This is a genomic window from Jidongwangia harbinensis, assembly GCF_020216025.1.
GTDB classification, from domain to species: domain Bacteria; phylum Actinomycetota; class Actinomycetes; order Mycobacteriales; family Micromonosporaceae; genus Actinoplanes; species Actinoplanes harbinensis.
Genome location: NZ_JAIWNC010000018.1, coordinates 75,632 through 91,987, shown reverse-complemented (window position 1 = coordinate 91,987; position 16,356 = coordinate 75,632). Strand labels below are relative to the sequence as shown.

Sequence of the window (16,356 nt, the reverse complement as noted above, 5' to 3'; positions counted from 1 at the left end):
AGTGGCACCGGCCCCGTACCGTGCGCACGTGGGCGTGGACCGTTTGCAGCGGAGCTGGCGCTGGCTCCTCACCGGACGGGCGGTCCCGCGCGACCCGCTGCGGCAGGCGATCGCCGCCATCGACGACGCCGTGCACCTGGGCCGCGTGGGCCGGCTGGAGGACGCCGTCGAGGTCGGTGCGGAGGCCATCCGCCGGACCCGCGAACTCGCCGCCGCCGACCGCCGCCGCTACCTTCCGGCCCTGCAGCTGGCGCTCCGCAACCAGGGCGTCTACCTCACCGAGCTGCGCCGGCACGACGAGTCGATACCGCTCACCCAGGAGGCCGTGGACCTGGCCCGGTCGATGGTCACCTGGGACCGCTACCGGTACCTGCCCGAGCTGACCCTGTCGCTGGCGTACTTCACGAACCGCCTCCTCGCGGCCGGCGACACCCACCGCGCCCTCGAGGTCAGCGCGGAGGCCGTCGACCTGGCCCGCGACGTGGCCGGCCACGACGACCGGTCCGCCGCGCAGGACGGACTCGCCGCCGCGCTGGGCAACCGCGCCATCTCGCTGGCCGCCGTGGGCCGGCCGGACGAGGCCCTCGTGGCCAGCGCGGAGACCGTCGAACTGCGCCGGAAGCTCGCCGAGTCGGGCCACGACGGCGCCACCCTGGAGCTGGCCCAGGCCATGCACAACCACGCCAACCGGCTGCACGTGGCCGGACGTACCGCGGAGTCCGTGACGCTCAGCGCGCAGGCGGTGGCCCTGTGCCGTGGTCTGGCCACCGACCACCCCGGCACGCACCGGCACCGCCTCGCCCAGGCCCTGCACAGCCACAGCGTCCTGCTGTCCCGCCAGGACCGGGACGCCGAGGCGCTCGCCGCCGCGGAGGAGTCGGTCACGTGCTGGCGGGCCCTGGCGGCGGAGGCACCCGGCCGGCACTCGGCCGGACTGGCGCAGGCCCTGGCCGGACTGGGCAGCCGGCTGAGGTGGGCCGGCCGGCTCGGCGACGCGCGCACCGCGACGGAGGAGGCGGTGGACCTGTACCGGACGCTGGTCGCGACGAACCGGGCGCGCCACCTGGGCGGCCTGGCGCAGGCGGTGCACCAGCGCGCCGCGCTGGCCGAGGAGGTCCCCACCCACCTGGCGGCGAGCCGGGAGGCCGTCGACCTGCGCCGCGAACTGGTGGCCGGCAACCGGGCCCGGCACCTGCCCGACCTCGCCGACTCCCTGCGCGAACGGGCCGGCGCCCTGGCCGACGCGGGCCGCCTGGACGAGGCGGTACGCGCCGACGAGGAGGCCGTCGACCTGCACCGCGAGTGCGCCGCCGCCGACCCGGCCCGCACCGAGACGTTGGCGCGGGCGCTGCTCGGCCAGGCCGGACGGCTCGGCCAGGCCGGGCGGAGCGGCGAAGCGCTGGCCGCCGCGGTGGAGTCGGTGGAGCTGATCGAGGGCCTGCGCGAGGCCGGCCCCGGGCGGTACCGGCAACTGCTCGCGGCGGCGCTGGACCGGCAGGCGGACCTGCTGCCCAAGCGGCGGCAGGGCGAGCAGGCGAGGCTGCGGCGCCGGGCGACCGTGCTGCGGAAGGCGCGAAGCCGATCCGAGCCGTAACGTCCCGTCTCGGTCCGGCCGCCCCGTCTCGGTCCGTCCGCCCCGTCTCGGTCCGGCCGGGCGGTCTCGGTTCGGCCGGGCGGTCTCGGTTCGGCCCGGCCGTCTCGGTCAGGCCGGGACGGGGTGGTCAGGCCGGGACGGGGGTGGGCAGGGCCCGGGCGCTGATCTCCACGCCGGCGGCGCGCAACCGCGTCACCAGGGCGTTGCCGAGCCCGGTGGCCGGGGTGAGCACGCCGCCCGGCGACGGCGGCAGGGCGTCGCGGTCCAGGACCAGCGCCAGGCCCGCCTCCGCGATCATGACGGACGTGGCGGCGTACCCCGGATCGCCCTTGGCCCGGAACCGGGCCGTGTAGCGCGCGCCGGTCGTCGTGGTGGTGAACAGGTCCATGGTGAAGTGGCCGGTGCGGCGGGTGCGCTCGTCCGGGCCGGTGCCGGGCTTGGGCAGCAGCCGGTCCAGCAGGAACCGGGTCGGCGGCAACGACAGCCCCATCGCGAACGCGCCCACGCTGACCTTCGTGCCGACCGCCAGCAGTGGCGACAGCGGCGAGGTGCCCACGCTCATCACCTCGCGGTAGCGGAACCGGCGACCGTACGCCCAGTTCCGCAGCGCGTTGCTGCGGCGCACCACCCGGGTGTTGTACGGCGCCATGAAGTACGGCGCCAGCGTGCCGCGCAACGACGGGTCGACGTGCGGACCGGGCAGCGTCACCAGGTCCTCCTGACGGCCCAGGTCCGGCTCGTCCGCGCGGGACGGGCTGAGCGAGTACGGGCTCGCGGCCATCCGGCGCAGCGTCCGGTCCCGGCGCACGGTGTCCAGCACGTGCCGCATCGAGTCGATGGTGCCGCCACTGAACCCGCCCCGCACGCTGGTCAGCACGAGCGTGGTGTCGGTCAGATCCCCGGCACCGTCCGCCGCGACCTTCTCGTGCAGCACGTGCACGCCGATGTCCGACGGCACCGAGTCGAAGCCGCACGAGTGCACGATGCGCGCGCCGGTGGAGCGGGCCACGTCGTCGTTCTCGTCCGCGCTGGCCCGGGCGAACATCACCTCACCGTTGAGGTCGAGGTAGTCGGTGCCGGCCGCCGCGCAGGCGCGGACCAGGGCGCTGCCGTACTTCGAGTACGGGCCGACCGTGGTGATGACCACGTGGGCCGAGGCGGCGAGTCGCTCCACATCGGCGGTGGAGGCGGCGTCCGCGGTCAGCAGCGGCCAGGCGACGCCGAGCCGGTTGCGCAGCGACTCCAGCTTGGCGGCGGACCGGCCGGCCAACCCGATCCGGGTGCCCTCCGGGGCGTGCGCGGCCAGGTGCTCGGCGACCAGCGCGCCGACGAACCCGGTTGCCCCGTAGACGACCAGATCCAGCTCGCGGTGACGCGCTTGTTCGCTCATGGCTGTCGATTGTCCGGTACGCGGTGGCAACTCGCCCACCGAACGGCCCATCCGGCCATCGAGTGCCGGTGCCGCCGGCCCGCCGCGCCGGCCCTCACGGGACCGGAACGATCAGGACACCTTCGTCGTCCACGGTGACCCTCGCGGCCGTGCCCTCCGCGGCCAGGGCGGCACGCAGACGGTGGGCGTCGGCGCCGAGCCGCACCCACGCCGCCGGACCGGTCCCGCTGGTCGTCAGCCGAATCACCACCGGCCCGGTGCCGGCGGCCGGGTCCGCCGGGGCCGCGGTGGTGGGGGTGGTGTCCGAGGCCAGGTGGTCGGCCACCGTGGCCAGGGCCCGCTCGATCCGGGCCGGGTCGGTGGCGGCCGGCGGGGACGCTCCGGGCCCGGACGCCGCCGGGACGGGCGCGGCCTCCGGGAGGGTGGCCGCCTCGCGGAGACCGGCGGCGCGGGCCTCCGCGGTACCCAGGGAGAACATGTCGCTGGCGGCGTCGCGCAACAGCAGCCGGGCCCCCGGGGTGTCGGCCAGACCCGCGCCCGGATAGCCGCGCACCACCGCCACCGGCACCCGGTCGCGTTTGCCCTTGACCAGCTCACCGGCGCCGGCCAGCTCGTCGACCACGGCCATCTGGGTGAGCTGTAGCTCGTTGCCGTACGGGTCGATCTCGCCGCGGTGGTCGCGCACCGGTTCGATGCCGGCGGAGCCCAGGGCGACGTCGGTGAGGCCGTTGCGCCAGGCGCGGCCGGTGGTGTCCGAGACGATCACGCCGACGTGCAGGCCACGGGCCAGGAAACCGTCGCGCAGGGCCTGTGCGGAGGCGTCCGGGTCGCGGGGGAGGAGCACCAGGTGGGTCTTGTCGACATTGGAGGCGTCGATGCCCGCGGACGCCATCACGAAGCCGTGGTGGGTCTGCACGATGGCGGTCGGCCCGCGCCGGGCCACCACCCGCGCGGTCTCGTCCGCGAGGATCTGCTCGCGGGCCACCTCACGCTCGGGGCCGTCGGCCGGCACCTCGACCAGCCGTCCCTCCGCCTTGGACACGATCTTGCTGGTCACCACCAGCACGTCGCCGTCGCGCAGCCAGGGCGCGGCGTGCAGGATCGTCTCGGCCAGGTCGTCGCCCGCGGTGACGTCGCCGATGCCGCGTACCGGAAGAATCTCCAGGCCGTCCATCATGGTGTCACTCCGCCTCGCCCCGGCGTTCCGCGTCCCCGGTCCGCGGTCCGGCCAGGTCGATCGCCTCCTCGACCATCTTGGCCGTGGCCGTCTCGTCCGTCATCCACAACGGCACCGCGCGGGTGGTGACCCCGGGCACAGCGGCACCGGCGTCGGTGTCGTCGACCAGCCAGCCGTCCAGCAGGCCGCCGTCCGCGCGGGCGCCGTACAGCCGGCCCACCCCGGCCGCGCTCACCTCCACGCCCAGCGTGGCCAGGCAGCGGTCCGCCATGCCGCGCACCGGGGACCCGCCGATGATCGGGGACACGCCCACCACCGGTGCCGGCCCGCCGGCCACGGCCTCGCGCAGCGCGGACACGGCGAGGATCGGGGCGATGCTGACCACCGGATTGCTGGGCGCGATCAGCACCACGTCGGCCGACCCGATCGCCTCCAGCACCCCGGCGGCCGGTTTCGCCGCGTCGGCGCCGACGAACACGAACCGGTGGGTCGGAACGTCGCCGCGATACCGCACCCACCATTCCTGGAAGTGGATGGCCTTGCGCTCACCGTCCACGTCGACCACCACGTGCGTCTCCAGGCGGTCGTCGGTGGCCGGCAGCATGGCCAGGCCGGGCTGCCAGCGCTCGCACAGCGCGGCGGTCACCGCGGACAGCGGATAGCCGGCGTTGAGCATCGTGGTGCGTACCAGATGGGTGGCCGTGTCCTTGTCGCCCAGGCCGAACCAGCTCGGCTCGGCGCCGTAGCGCGCCAGCTCCTCCTTGACCACCCAGGTCTCGCCGACGCGGCCCCAGCCGCGCTCCGGGTCGGCCGCGCCGCCCAGCGTGTACATCACGCTGTCGAGATCCGGGCAGATCTGCAGACCATGCATGCGTACGTCATCGCCCACGTTCACCACCGCGGTGACCTCGGCACCGACCGACCGCGCATAGGCTCGAACGCCGACGAGGAACCGGGCACCGCCGATGCCCCCGGTAAGGACCACGATCCGCATGCCGTCATCCTCGCGCACGGGTACGACAGAACCGCTCGCCGGGGCCGCCCGGGAAAACGCGGCGGTCTAGGCTGGGCCGATCTCACTCACCGTCCCGGAAGACCCGAGGAGTTGCCAGTGACCAGCCAACCGCAGCCCGCACCGGGCGGCGACCGTCCGGTCGGTCCGTTCCTCCGGCCGCTGCGCGACCTCGCCGCGCTGGTCCTGGTGGTCGCGCCCGCCGTGTTGCTGTTCGTGGCGGTCATCCGCCTGATCCCGTCCGGCGACGGTCTCGACTTCACCAGCCGCACGCAGGACAGCTTCTACAGCTTCGTGAACCCGGCGACGATCTTCTTCCCGCTCGGTGCCGTGCTGCTCGCGCTGATGGTCAAGCCGCAGCACCCGAAGGCCAAGCTGATCACGCTGGTGGCCGCGGCGGAGTACGCGGTGGCCGCCTTCTTCGCGGTGATCTTCGGGATTCTGGTGGGCCTGATCCAGATCGTCGACTTCAGCGTCCGGACCGCGTTCGAGGAACTGCTGGTCCGGGCGGCGTGGCTGGCGGTGTTCGGGCTGGCGGCCTACGCCACGTACCTGGTCTGGCGCAACCTCTTCTACGTTCCCAAGCCGCAGCCGCAGCCCGGGGTCTACGGCCAGCCGCAGTACGGCCAGCCGGGCACCTACCCCGGCCAGCCGGGATACGGCCAGCCGGGCGGATACCCGCCGCCGGGACCGGGCCAGCCGGGCTACGGGCAGCCGGGGGCCTGGGGCCAGCCGGGGTACGGTCCGCCGCCGCACCCGGGTGCGCCCGCGGCACCGGGATGGGGTCAGCCGCCGGTGTCCGGACAGCCCGCGGGTGGGCCGCCGGCCGGTGCTCCGCCGTTCGGTACGCCGCCGGCCGGCACGTCTCCGGCCAGCGCTCCGCCAGCCGGGGGTCCGCCAGCCGGGGGTCCGCCTGCCGGCGGTCCGCCCGCTGGGGGTCCGTCGTTCGGTGCGCCGCCGGCCAGTGCGCCGCCGGCCAGTTCTCCGCCGTTCAGTGCGCCGCCGGCTGGGGGTCCGGGCCAGGGCGGGCCCGGCGGATATCCGGCTGGGCCGTACCCGCCCGGACCGGGCACCTACGGTTCGCCGACGGCCGACACCTACTCCGAGCCGACTCAGGCGGTGCCGCGTCCCGGCACCGTGCCGCCGCCGGACGCGGACCAGACCGCGATGCTGCCGGACGACCGTCCCGGCTTCGGCCCGGCCGACCAGGACCCGCCGCGCCGCTGACGACGCCGGGCCGGACCGTCGGTGCCCCGACGGTCCGGTTCACGGGTGCCCGGCACGGGGTGTCGGTGTTGTGAGGGTCTGGGCTCGCGGTGCCCGGCACGGGGTGTCGGTGTGGTGAGGGTCTGGGCTCGCGGTGCCCGGCACGGGGTGTCGGTGTGGTGAGGGTCTGGGCTCGCGGTGCCCGGTTCGGGGTGTCGGTGCTGTGAGGGTCCGGGTTCGGGTGTCGGTGCTGTGAAGGTTCGGCACGCGGTGCCCGGGCGTGCTCCGAGGGCCCGCCGACCCCGGTCGCCGCTGCATCATCCGCCGTATTGACCCGCTTAGTCCCTTTCCGCACTCTCGCGGCGTCCCACGCAACCTCACAATCTCGGCGTTGCGGTGGAGACCAAAAGCCGCATCTCGCCGCAGGCCGGTGCCGCAATTGGCGGTGCGACCGCGGCGGGACGCGGCGCAGCGCCCGGATCACCAAAGTCGGGCGGGGCGGCGTGGGTCCAGGCTCGTGGTCGCGTGTGCTTCGGCCGGTCTTGAGGTCGTGTGGTTTCCGGGTGCGGGGTGCGCCGTTTCTCTGCACGCGGTGTTCGGCGTGGTGGTGCGTGGGGGTTTCGGGTGCGGGGTGCGCCGTTTCTCTGCACGCGGTGTTCGGCGTGGTGGTGCGTGGGGATTTTGGGTGCGGAGTGCGCCGTTTCTCTGCACGCGGTGTTCGGCGTGGTGGTGCGTGGGGGTTTCGGGTGCGGAGTGCGCCGTTTCTCTGCACGCGGTGTTCGGCGTGGTGGTGCGTGGGGGTTTCGGGTGCGGAGCGCGCCGTATCTCTGCACGCGGTAATCGGCGTGACGGCGCGTGGGGATTTTGGGTGCGGAGCGCGCCGTTTCTCTGCACGCGGTGCTCGGCGTGACGGTGCATGGGATCTTCGGGCTCGGCGCATGCCGCATGTCTGCACGATGTGCTCGGGGTGACAGGGCTTGGCGGGATGCGGTGGGGACCGCCCTCCCTCCACACGCTGTGGCGGGGTCGCCGTGGGGCACGTCGGTCACATTGCCGTCTGCGCGCCCGGCGTGCGGGCCGAAGTCGTGCAGCTGTGGTCGATATATACGACCCGTAGTCCACAAGATCGCGGCCGCCGGAAGCGCAGAGGCGGTAGATCGTGGACGGGCACGGGCGACGGGCGACGGGCGACGGGCGACGTGCGACCGGCGACGGGCGACGGGGGCGGGGTGACGGGCGAAGGGGGCGCGGCGACGGGCGACGGGGGCGCGGTGACGGGCGACGGGGGCGCGGTGAGGGCGGCTCCGAGGGTGCGCGGTTTCCTTGGCAGCTACTCCGTCGCCGGGCGGCTTCGCCGCTGCCTCGGAGCCGACGTCGCCGCAACCCGTGGCTCGACGGGTGTCCCACGACACTGTGTACGTAGCCGGCGCCCACCGGCACCGCTCCGGATCACGGCCTAGGCTCACACCGTGGTGGACGTGGAGCACACAGCGACCGAGGCCAGCATCCGCCGGGCCCTGCGCCGGGCGGCCGACGGCAAGGCGATCGACGCGGACGAGGCGGCCGCCCTGCTCGCCGCCAGGGCCGAGCTGCTCGAGGAGCTGCTGGCCGTGGCGGGTGGCGTGCGGGACGCGGGTCTGCGGGAAGCCGGCCGGCCGGGCGTGGTCACGTACTCGAAGAAGGTTTTCATTCCGTTGACCCGGTTGTGCCGGGACCGCTGCCATTACTGCACGTTCGCGACGGTCCCGCACCGGCTGCCGGCCGCGTTCCTGGAGCGCGACGAGGTGCTGGCGATCGCCCGGGAGGGTGCCGCGCAGGGGTGCAAGGAGGCGTTGTTCACGCTCGGCGACCGCCCGGAGGAGCGCTGGCCGGCCGCCCGGCAATGGCTGGACGAGCGGGGGTACGACTCGACGCTCGACTACGTCCGGGCCTGCGCGATCGCCGTCCTCGAGGAGACCGGCCTGCTCCCGCACCTCAACCCGGGCGTGCTGAGCTGGGCCGACCTGCAGCGGCTGAAGCCGGTGGCGCCGAGCATGGGGATGATGCTGGAGACCACCGCGACCCGGCTGTGGTCGGAGCCGGGTGGACCGCACTACGGCTCGCCGGACAAGGAACCGGCGGTGCGCCTGCGGGTGCTGGAGGACGCCGGCCGGGTCGGCGTGCCGTTCACCACGGGCATCCTGATCGGCATCGGCGAGACCCGGGCGGAACGGGCCGACGCGATCTTCGCGATGCGGCGGGTGGCCCGCGAGTTCGGGCACATCCAGGAGGTGATCGTCCAGAACTTCCGGGCCAAGCCGGACACCGCGATGCGGGGCATGCCGGACGCCGAGCTGCACGACCTCGCGGCCACGGTGGCGGTGGCCCGGATCATCCTGGGGCCGCGGGCCCGGTTGCAGGCGCCGCCGAACCTGATCGACGCGGAGTTCGACCTGCTGCTGCGGGCCGGCATCGACGACTGGGGCGGCGTCTCGCCGGTGACCCCGGACCACGTCAACCCGGAGCGGCCCTGGCCGCAGATCGACCAGTTGGCCGCGCGCAGCCGCGCCGCCGGGTTCGAGTTGCGGGAGCGCCTGACGATCTATCCGGAGTACGTCCGCCGCGGCGAGGGCTGGCTGGATCCCCGGCTGGCCGCGCACGTGGCGGCGCTGGCCGACCCGGCGACCGGGCTGGCCGACGAGGACGCGATGCCGCGCGGGCTGCCGTGGCAAGAGCCGGACGACGTGACCGGCGGGCGGACCGACCTGTTCGCCACGATCGACACCGAGGGGCGCACCGCCGACCGCCGCGGCGACTTCGACAGCGTGTACGGCGACTGGTCCGAGGTGGCCGCGCATGTCACGGCCGCGCCGGAGCGCACCGACTCGGACGTGCTGGCCGGTCTGCGGCTGGCCGCGGAGGACCCGGCGGCGCTGCTGCTGGCCGAGCACGAGGACAAGGCGCTCGCGCTGTTCCACGCGGACGGCTCGGCCCTGGACGAGCTGGTCCGGATCGCCGACGAGCTGCGCCGGGACGTGGTCGGCGACGACATCACGTACGTGGTGAACCGGAACATCAACTTCTCCAACGTCTGTTACGTGGGCTGCCGGTTCTGCGCGTTCGCCCAGCGGGAGCGGGACGCCGACGCGTACCGGCTCTCGGTGTCGCAGGTCGCGGACCGGGCCGAGGAGGCCTGGCGGGACGGCGCCAGCGAGGTCTGCATGCAGGGCGGCATCGACCCGAAGATGCCGGTGACCGCGTACGCCGACCTGGTCCGGGCGGTGAAGCAGCGGGTGCCCGGCATGCACGTCCACGCGTACTCGCCGATGGAGATCGTCACCGCGGCGGCGAAGGCCGGCGTCGGGGTGCGGGAGTGGCTGACCGAGCTGCGCGAGGCCGGGTTGGACACCATTCCGGGTACGGCGGCGGAGATCCTCGACGACGACGTCCGCTGGGTCCTGACCAAGGGCAAGCTGCCTGCGTCGACCTGGGTGGACGTGGTGAGCACCGCGCACCAGGTGGGCCTGCGGTCGAGTTCGACGATGATGTACGGCCACGTGGATCATCCCCGCCAGTGGCTGGGGCACTTCCGGGTGCTGGCCGGCATCCAGGACGTGACCGGCGGCTTCACCGAGTTCGTGGCGTTGCCGTTCATCCACACCAACGCGCCGATCTACCTGGCCGGCATCGCCCGCCCCGGTCCCACCTGGCGGGAGAACCGGGTGGTGCACGCGATGGCCCGGCTGCTGCTGCACGGCCGGATCGACAACATCCAGTGCTCCTGGGTGAAGCTGGGCGACGACGGCACCCGGGCGATGCTCAACGGCGGCTGCAACGACCTCGGCGGCACCCTGATGGAGGAGACCATCTCGCGGATGGCCGGTTCCGAGCACGGATCGGCCCGGACGGTGGCCCAGCTGAAGGAGTTGGCCGCGGCGGCGGGACGCCCGGCCGTGGAGCGCACCACGGTATACGGCAGACGCTAGATCACAAATCGGGGTAAAATGGACGCGACGCGCCGTGGCGGCGTTACCTTTCGGTGGTTCTGAGAGATAGGGCTGGAACGGGACCACGAGGTGCTGCGGGGCTTCGGGGAAACGGGCCTATTTATCAGGTTCGGCTTGACGACGCACGTCTTACACGCGTGTAATTTCGGTGGGGTTGCGGGAGAGGCGGGACGCGAGTGGCGTCGCTCCCGCAAGAAACACGCCGCGTGCGTGGGGGGTCAGCGTCGGCTTCGCGGCCGGCGCGGAATTGGAGGCACGCCGATGGAAGCGCAGATTGAAGGGGTTGATCTGCTCGGGGACGCGCCCGAGTGGCAGGAGCGGGCGCTGTGCTCACAGACCGATCCGGAGGCGTTCTTCCCGGAGAAGGGCGGATCGACGCGCGAGGCGAAGCGGATCTGCGGCCGGTGCGACGTCAAGGCCGAGTGCCTGGAGTACGCGCTGGGACACGACGAGCGCTTCGGCATCTGGGGCGGCCTGTCCGAACGGGAACGACGCAAGCTCAAGCGCCGGGTGGCGTGACCGACTGCACCGCAGCGAAGCAAGGGCCAGGAGGGCACGCTAAAGGCAGCACCGCGTGACCGATTGACCGCTGGGTTCTCGTGGCCGCCGGGGGGCCGTGCTACGAGAGTTCGTCGGGATCCACCCCGAGCAGGTTGGCAACCTGCTCGATGATCACATCGTGAACGAGGTCGGCGAGGTCTTCGCGATCCATCGCCCGGAACTCCAGGGGCCGGCGGTACAGCACGATCCGCGGAGGCAGTTCCTGACGCCCCGGTCGGCCGGGCAACAGCCGGGCCAGCGGGACCTCGCCGTCCTCGAGCACGTCGGAGTCGTACACGTTCAGGTCCGGCGGCACGTCCTCGACGGCGAACTCGACGCCGGCCAGTTCCTTCGCGTACCGCCGCTCCAGGCTCTCCACCGTGTCCAGCACCAGGTCGTCGAAGATCTCCGCCTTGGTCCGGGCCAGCGGCACCGTGGCCGGCACCAGCCGCCCGCGCAGACCCCGCCCGTGCCGGTCGCGGCGAGCCGGGCGTCCCGGGCCGGCGGTGCGGGCGTTCCGGGTCTTCTCGGCGCCGGTCCGGCGGCGTTCGGGGCTGGTGGTCACGCCGTCAGCCTAGCCCGATCGGCGCGCGGAGCAGGTCCAGGCGGTGTCGGGCGCGTTTCGGTACCGGGAATTCGTCCCATCGGGGCGGCGTGTCGGCCCGCCATGGCCGAATCGTGATGCATGGTGGTGCGGCGTGTCGCGGGCGGCAAGCGCCCCACGCGGGGCGGCGGGGCGATAACGTGCCGCCGTGAGGTCCCCACGGCGCTGCTCCCGCAACGGCTGTCCCCGACAGGCGGTCGCCACCCTGACCTACGTCTACAACGACTCCACCGCCGTGGTCGGTCCGCTGGCCGCGTTCGCCGAACCTCACACGTACGACCTCTGCGAACCCCACGCCCGCAGCCTCACCGCACCCCGCGGCTGGGAACTGGTCCGGCACGACGGCGACTTCGCCCCGCCGCCGCCCACCACGGACGATCTGGTCGCCCTGGCCGACGCGGTCCGCGAGGCGGCCCGGCCGGCGCCGCCGCCCCGCCCGGACGAGCACGACCCGCTGCCCGGCCACCAGACCGGGCGTCGCGGCCACCTGCGCGTCATCCCGCCCTCGCACTGACCCCGCGCCCGCTCTGATCCCGCGCCCGCTCTGATCCCGCGCCCGCTCTGATCCCGCGCCCGCCGTGCAGGTCGGCCATGCCGGTCGGCCCTGGGGAGGACCGACGCGGACGGCCGTGGAGGACCGACGCGGACGGCCGGGGGCCATCAGGCCGCTGCCCGCCCCCGATGGCGTGTCGCGCATCAGCCTCATGGCCCCCGGCGTTGCGCGCCGGTAACCGACGCCGGGAATACTTGTCGGGTCGGCCCCGGACCGGTGCGGCCGGACCCGGGCATGGCACTGATGGGGGAGGAAAGTCGTTGATGCGTCCGCGGGCGACCGGGCCGGACCACCCGCCGTGATGCGACGCCCCGCCCTGTCGCCGGAGGCGGCCGCCGTGCTCCGCGCGCACCGCGTCTCCCGGCGTTCCGCCCTCGGCGTCGCCGGTCTGGCCGCTCTGGCCGGCTGCGGCATCCCCGGTTCCCGGCAGACCGAGGCGAGCTGCGTCAGCGTGGACACCTCGGCGGCCGACCGGTCGCTGGTGTTCGCGAACTGGCCCCAGTACATCGACGTCGACGACGACGGCCGGCCCACCCTGGCCGAGTTCGAACGGCGGACCGGCATCCGGGTGACGTACACCGAGGACATCAACGACAACGACCAGTTCTTCGGCAAGGTGCAGAACCAGCTCGCCGACTGCCGGCCCACCGGCCGGGACATCGTCGTGGTCACCGACTGGCTGGTCGGACGGCTGGTCGAACTCGGCTGGGTGCAACGGCTCGACCCGGCCGCCCTGCCGAACGTGACCGGCAACCTGCTGCCCAGCCTCCGCCGGCGCGCGGTGGACCCGCAGGGCGACCGGGCCGTGCCGTGGCAGGGCGGGCTGGCCGGGCTGGCGTACAACGGGCGGGTGACCGGCGAGGTGCGGACCGTCGACGAGTTGCTCACCCGGCCCGATCTGAAGGGACGGGTGACGCTGCTCAGCGAGCTGCGCGACACCATGGGGCTGCTGCTGCAGGCCCGCGGCCACGACCCGGGCGACTTCACCGAGCTGGAGTTCGACGACGCGCTCGGCACGCTGCGCCGGGCCGTGGAGTCGGGGCAGATCCGCCGGTTCACCGGCAACGACTACGCGCCGGAGCTGCAGCGCGGTGACATCGCGGCGTGCATCGGCTGGTCCGGTGACATCATCCAGCTGGCCGCGGAGAACCCGGAGATCCGTTTCGTGGCACCGGAATCCGGCGTCATCCTGTACTCCGACGACATGGTGGTGCCGAACCGGGCGGCACACCGCGCCAACGCCGAGCGGCTGATGAACTACTACTACGATCCGACCGTCGCGGCGCAGGTCGCGGCGTACGTGAACTACATCTGTCCGGTCGAGGGGGCGCAGGCGGCGATGGACAAGATCGATCCGGAACTGGCCCGGAACCCGCTGATCTTCCCGACTCCCGGCCTGCTGGCCCGGGCGGCCGAGTTCATGCCGCTCACCCAGCCGGAGAACCGCCTGTACAACGACCTGTTCCAGGTGGCGATCGGAGCCTGATGGCAGATCTGCGACTGCACGGCCTGACCAAGCGGTTCGGCGCCGTCACCGCCGTCGACGACCTCGACCTGACCGTACCCGCCGGATCGTTCTTCGCGCTGCTCGGCGCGTCCGGCTGCGGCAAGACGACCACCCTGCGGATGATCGCCGGCCTGGACCAGCCGACCGCGGGACGGGTGCTGCTCGGCGACGACGACATCACCGGGCTGCGGCCGTACCGGCGGCCGGTGAACACCGTCTTCCAGAGCTACGCGCTGTTCCCGCACCTGGACGTCGAGGAGAACGTGGCGTTCGGCCTGCGGCGGCGCCGGCAGCGCGATGTCGAGGCCCAGGTGGAGGCGATGCTCGCGCTGGTGCAGTTGGGCGGGTACGGCAAACGCCGGCCGGCGCAGCTCTCCGGCGGGCAGCAGCAACGGGTGGCGCTGGCCCGCGCGCTCATCAACAAGCCCCGGGTGCTGCTGCTGGACGAGCCGCTGGGCGCGCTCGACCTGACCCTGCGCCGCCGGATGCAGATCGAGCTGAAACGCATCCAGACCGAGGTCGGCATCACGTTCGTGCACGTCACGCACGACCAGGAGGAGGCCATGACGATGGCCGACACGGTCGCCGTGATGCACGCCGGGAGACTCGAGCAGACCGGCCCGCCGGCCGAGCTGTACGACCTGCCGGCCACCCCGTTCGTGGCGACGTTCCTGGGGCAGTCGAATCTGCTGGCCGGGGACGCCGCCGGCCGCACCGGCGACGACATCGCGGTGTCCGCGTACGGCGCGCGGTTCACCGTGCCCGCCGCCCGGTCCCGGGCCACCGGCGAGACGATCTTTCTGGGGGTACGCCCGGAGAAGCTGCACCTGGCCACCGCGGGCGACGACGTACCGCCTGCCCACCAGCACGTCACCGGCGTGGTCACCGACAGCTCCTACGTGGGGGTCAGCAGCCACTACCTGGTACGCACCGGCTGGGGCACCGAACTGGCCGTGTTCGCACCGAACACCGGCGCCGAACGCCAGGTCCCGCTGGGCGCCGAGGTGTGCGCGCACTGGCATCCGCGGCACGCGTTCCTGCTGAACCGGCCGCCGGGCGAGGGAGACCGCACCGCGCCGGCCGACGCGAACCTGGGCGTACCGGCGTGACCGGTAGCCGATCGCGCCCGGCGTACCTCCTGCTTCTGCCCGCGGGTCTGTGGTTGATCCTGTTCTTCGTCGTGCCGGCGGTGCAGCTCTTCGGCACCAGCCTGTACGACCCGGCCGGCTCGCTCACCGAGGGCTACCGGATGACGTGGGCGTTCGGCAACTATCCGGCGGCGCTCGCCGCGTACTGGCCGCAGTTGCTGCGCTCGCTCGGCTACGCCGCCGCGGCCACGGTGGCCTGCCTGGTGCTCGGCTTGCCGCTGGCGTACGCGATCGCGGTGAAGGCGGGCCGCTGGCGCAACGTGCTGCTGATCGCGGTGGTGGCGCCGTTCTTCACCAGTTTTCTGGTGCGCACGCTGGCGTGGCAGACCATCCTGTCGGACTCCGGGTTGCTGGTCGGGCTGCTGCGCGACGTGCACCTGCTGGGCCCGGACGGGCGGCTGCTGGCCACGCCGTTCGCGGTGGTCGCCGGCCTGACCTACAACTTCCTGCCGTTCATGGTGCTCCCGCTCTACGCCAGCCTGGAACGGCTGGACGGCCGCCTGCTGGAGGCGTCCGCCGACCTGTACGCCGGACCGGCCGCCACGTTCCGCCGGGTGACGCTGCCGCTGGCCGCCCCGGGCATCGTGGCCGGAACGCTGCTGACCTTCATCCCGGCGGCCGGCGACTACATCAACGCGCGGCTGCTCGGCACGCCCGGCACCGCCATGATCGGCAACGTGGTCGACTCGGCGTTCCTCATCCGCCTGGACTACCCGCAGGCGGCGGCGCTGTCGTTCGTCCTGATGGCGGCGGTCCTGCTGCTGGTCGTCGCGTACCTGCGCCGGGCCGGCGCCGCCGCCCTGGACCGGGTGGCGTGACCCGCGCCGGCCGCTGGATCGCCGACCACTGGGTGCTCGGCGCCGGACTGCTCGTGCTGGCGTACCTCCTGCTCCCGGTCGCGGTCGTGGCGGGCCTGTCGGTGAACCGCCCGTCCTCCCGGCTGTCCTACGACTTCCACGACTTCACCCTCGCCTGGTGGACCGACCCGTGCGGCGCCCCCGGCATGTGCGCGGCCCTGGTCCGCAGCGTGCAGATCGCCTTCGCCGCCACCGTGATCGCCACCGTGCTCGGCACGCTGATGGCGTTCGCGCTGACCACGTACCGGTTCCGCGGCCGCGCGGCGACCAGCATCCTGGTGTTCCTGCCGATGGCGACGCCCGAGGTGGTGATGGGTTCGTCGCTGCTGGCGCTGTTCGGCGCGGCGCGGGTGCCGCTGGGCCTCTGGACGGTCGTGATCGCGCACGTGCTGTTCTGCGTCTCGTTCGTGGTGGTGACGGTGCGCGCCCGGCTGTCCGGCCTGGACCCCCGTCTGCCGGAGGCGGCCGCCGACCTGTACGCCGGACCGTGGCAGACGTTCCACCGGGTCACGTTGCCGCTGGCGCTGCCGGGCATCCTGGCGGCGGCGTTGCTGGCGTTCTCGCTCAGTTTCGACGACTTCATCATCACGAACTTCACCGCGGGCACCACCACCACGTTCCCGATGTACGTCTGGGGCACCGCCCAGCGCGGCATCCCGCCCCAGGTCAACGTGGTCGCGACGGCGGCGTTCGGGGTGGCCGTCGCGCTGGTCGCGGTGACCACCTTCCGGCCCCGCCGCCGCTGACCGAGCTGGGACTATATCCACTTTGTACGGTCCCGT

13 protein-coding genes are annotated in these 16,356 nt (G+C 73.5%); 9 read left to right on the top strand and 4 right to left on the bottom strand.

Annotated elements, in window-relative coordinates:
* Positions 1 to 28: 28 nt before the first annotated feature.
* Complete coding sequence (locus tag LDL48_RS22370) at positions 29 to 1,594, top strand: tetratricopeptide repeat protein (RefSeq protein ID WP_225257145.1); 1,566 nt, start codon at positions 29 to 31, stop codon at positions 1,592 to 1,594.
* A 127-nt stretch (positions 1,595 to 1,721) separates the two neighbouring features.
* On the opposite strand, the gene LDL48_RS22365 is transcribed toward LDL48_RS22370, so the two are convergent.
* The 3 genes from LDL48_RS22365 to cofD form a co-directional block, all read right to left on the bottom strand.
* The gene (locus LDL48_RS22365) at positions 1,722 to 2,984 is read right to left on the bottom strand and encodes a saccharopine dehydrogenase family protein (RefSeq protein WP_225257144.1); all 1,263 of its coding nucleotides are present in this window, start codon (positions 2,982 to 2,984) and stop codon (positions 1,722 to 1,724) included.
* 94 nt (positions 2,985 to 3,078) lie between these two features.
* A complete protein-coding gene (locus LDL48_RS22360; protein ID WP_225257143.1) occupies positions 3,079 to 4,161 on the bottom strand; it encodes a coenzyme F420-0:L-glutamate ligase in 1,083 nt (360 codons plus the stop codon).
* Positions 4,162 to 4,165: 4 nt separating this feature from the next.
* Positions 4,166 to 5,155: a 2-phospho-L-lactate transferase gene (gene cofD, locus LDL48_RS22355; protein ID WP_225257142.1), complete on the bottom strand. Its 990-nt coding sequence runs from the start codon at positions 5,153 to 5,155 to the stop codon at positions 4,166 to 4,168.
* Between the two features lie 117 nt (positions 5,156 to 5,272).
* Here cofD and LDL48_RS22350 point away from each other — a divergent pair, with 117 nt between their 5' ends.
* The 3 genes from LDL48_RS22350 to LDL48_RS22340 all read left to right on the top strand — a co-directional run bounded on the left by LDL48_RS22350 (position 5,273) and on the right by LDL48_RS22340 (position 10,884).
* Positions 5,273 to 6,400 carry a hypothetical protein gene (locus LDL48_RS22350; protein ID WP_225257141.1) on the top strand — a complete coding sequence of 376 codons (1,128 nt, stop codon included), beginning with the start codon at positions 5,273 to 5,275 and terminating at the stop codon, positions 6,398 to 6,400.
* A 1,457-nt stretch (positions 6,401 to 7,857) separates the two neighbouring features.
* Positions 7,858 to 10,344: a bifunctional FO biosynthesis protein CofGH gene (locus tag LDL48_RS22345; protein ID WP_225257140.1), complete on the top strand. Its 2,487-nt coding sequence runs from the start codon at positions 7,858 to 7,860 to the stop codon at positions 10,342 to 10,344.
* Between the two features lie 282 nt (positions 10,345 to 10,626).
* Positions 10,627 to 10,884, top strand: coding sequence for a WhiB family transcriptional regulator (locus LDL48_RS22340; RefSeq protein WP_225257139.1), 258 nt, complete (start codon positions 10,627 to 10,629; stop codon positions 10,882 to 10,884).
* Positions 10,885 to 10,984: 100 nt separating this feature from the next.
* On the opposite strand, the gene LDL48_RS22335 is transcribed toward LDL48_RS22340, so the two are convergent.
* A complete protein-coding gene (locus tag LDL48_RS22335; RefSeq protein WP_372472182.1) occupies positions 10,985 to 11,470 on the bottom strand; it encodes a metallopeptidase family protein in 486 nt (161 codons plus the stop codon).
* Between the two features lie 187 nt (positions 11,471 to 11,657).
* Between LDL48_RS22335 and LDL48_RS22330 the strand changes: the two genes are divergently transcribed.
* The 5 genes from LDL48_RS22330 (at position 11,658) to LDL48_RS22310 (ending at position 16,320) form a co-directional block, all read left to right on the top strand.
* Positions 11,658 to 12,023 (top strand): DUF3499 domain-containing protein, encoded by a 366-nt coding sequence (locus tag LDL48_RS22330; protein WP_225257138.1) that lies wholly within the window; start codon positions 11,658 to 11,660, stop codon positions 12,021 to 12,023.
* A gap of 340 nt (positions 12,024 to 12,363) precedes the next feature.
* Entirely contained in the window at positions 12,364 to 13,548 is a 1,185-nt protein-coding gene (locus tag LDL48_RS22325) for a polyamine ABC transporter substrate-binding protein (protein ID WP_225257137.1), read from the top strand.
* Positions 13,548 to 14,678 carry an ABC transporter ATP-binding protein gene (locus LDL48_RS22320; RefSeq protein ID WP_225257136.1) on the top strand — a complete coding sequence of 377 codons (1,131 nt, stop codon included), beginning with the start codon at positions 13,548 to 13,550 and terminating at the stop codon, positions 14,676 to 14,678. Before LDL48_RS22325 ends, LDL48_RS22320 begins: the two co-directional genes overlap by 1 nt.
* Complete coding sequence (locus LDL48_RS22315; protein ID WP_225257135.1) at positions 14,675 to 15,535, top strand: ABC transporter permease; 861 nt, start codon at positions 14,675 to 14,677, stop codon at positions 15,533 to 15,535. The genes LDL48_RS22320 and LDL48_RS22315 overlap by 4 nt, the downstream gene beginning before the upstream one ends.
* Positions 15,532 to 16,320 (top strand): ABC transporter permease, encoded by a 789-nt coding sequence (locus tag LDL48_RS22310; RefSeq protein WP_225257134.1) that lies wholly within the window; start codon positions 15,532 to 15,534, stop codon positions 16,318 to 16,320. The genes LDL48_RS22315 and LDL48_RS22310 overlap by 4 nt, the downstream gene beginning before the upstream one ends.
* Positions 16,321 to 16,356: the final 36 nt, after the last annotated feature.

Excerpts from the sequence above, each read along its gene's own strand:
- LDL48_RS22365 (WP_225257144.1), bottom strand. The coding sequence starts at position 2,984 with ATGAGCGAACAAGCGCGTCACCGCGAGCTGGATCTGGTCGTCTACGGG.
- LDL48_RS22360 (WP_225257143.1), bottom strand. The coding sequence starts at position 4,161 with ATGATGGACGGCCTGGAGATTCTTCCGGTACGCGGCATCGGCGACGTC.
- cofD (WP_225257142.1), bottom strand. The coding sequence starts at position 5,155 with ATGCGGATCGTGGTCCTTACCGGGGGCATCGGCGGTGCCCGGTTCCTC.
- LDL48_RS22340 (WP_225257139.1), top strand. The coding sequence starts at position 10,627 with ATGGAAGCGCAGATTGAAGGGGTTGATCTGCTCGGGGACGCGCCCGAG.
- LDL48_RS22325 (WP_225257137.1), top strand. The coding sequence starts at position 12,364 with ATGCGACGCCCCGCCCTGTCGCCGGAGGCGGCCGCCGTGCTCCGCGCG.
- LDL48_RS22320 (WP_225257136.1), top strand. The coding sequence starts at position 13,548 with ATGGCAGATCTGCGACTGCACGGCCTGACCAAGCGGTTCGGCGCCGTC.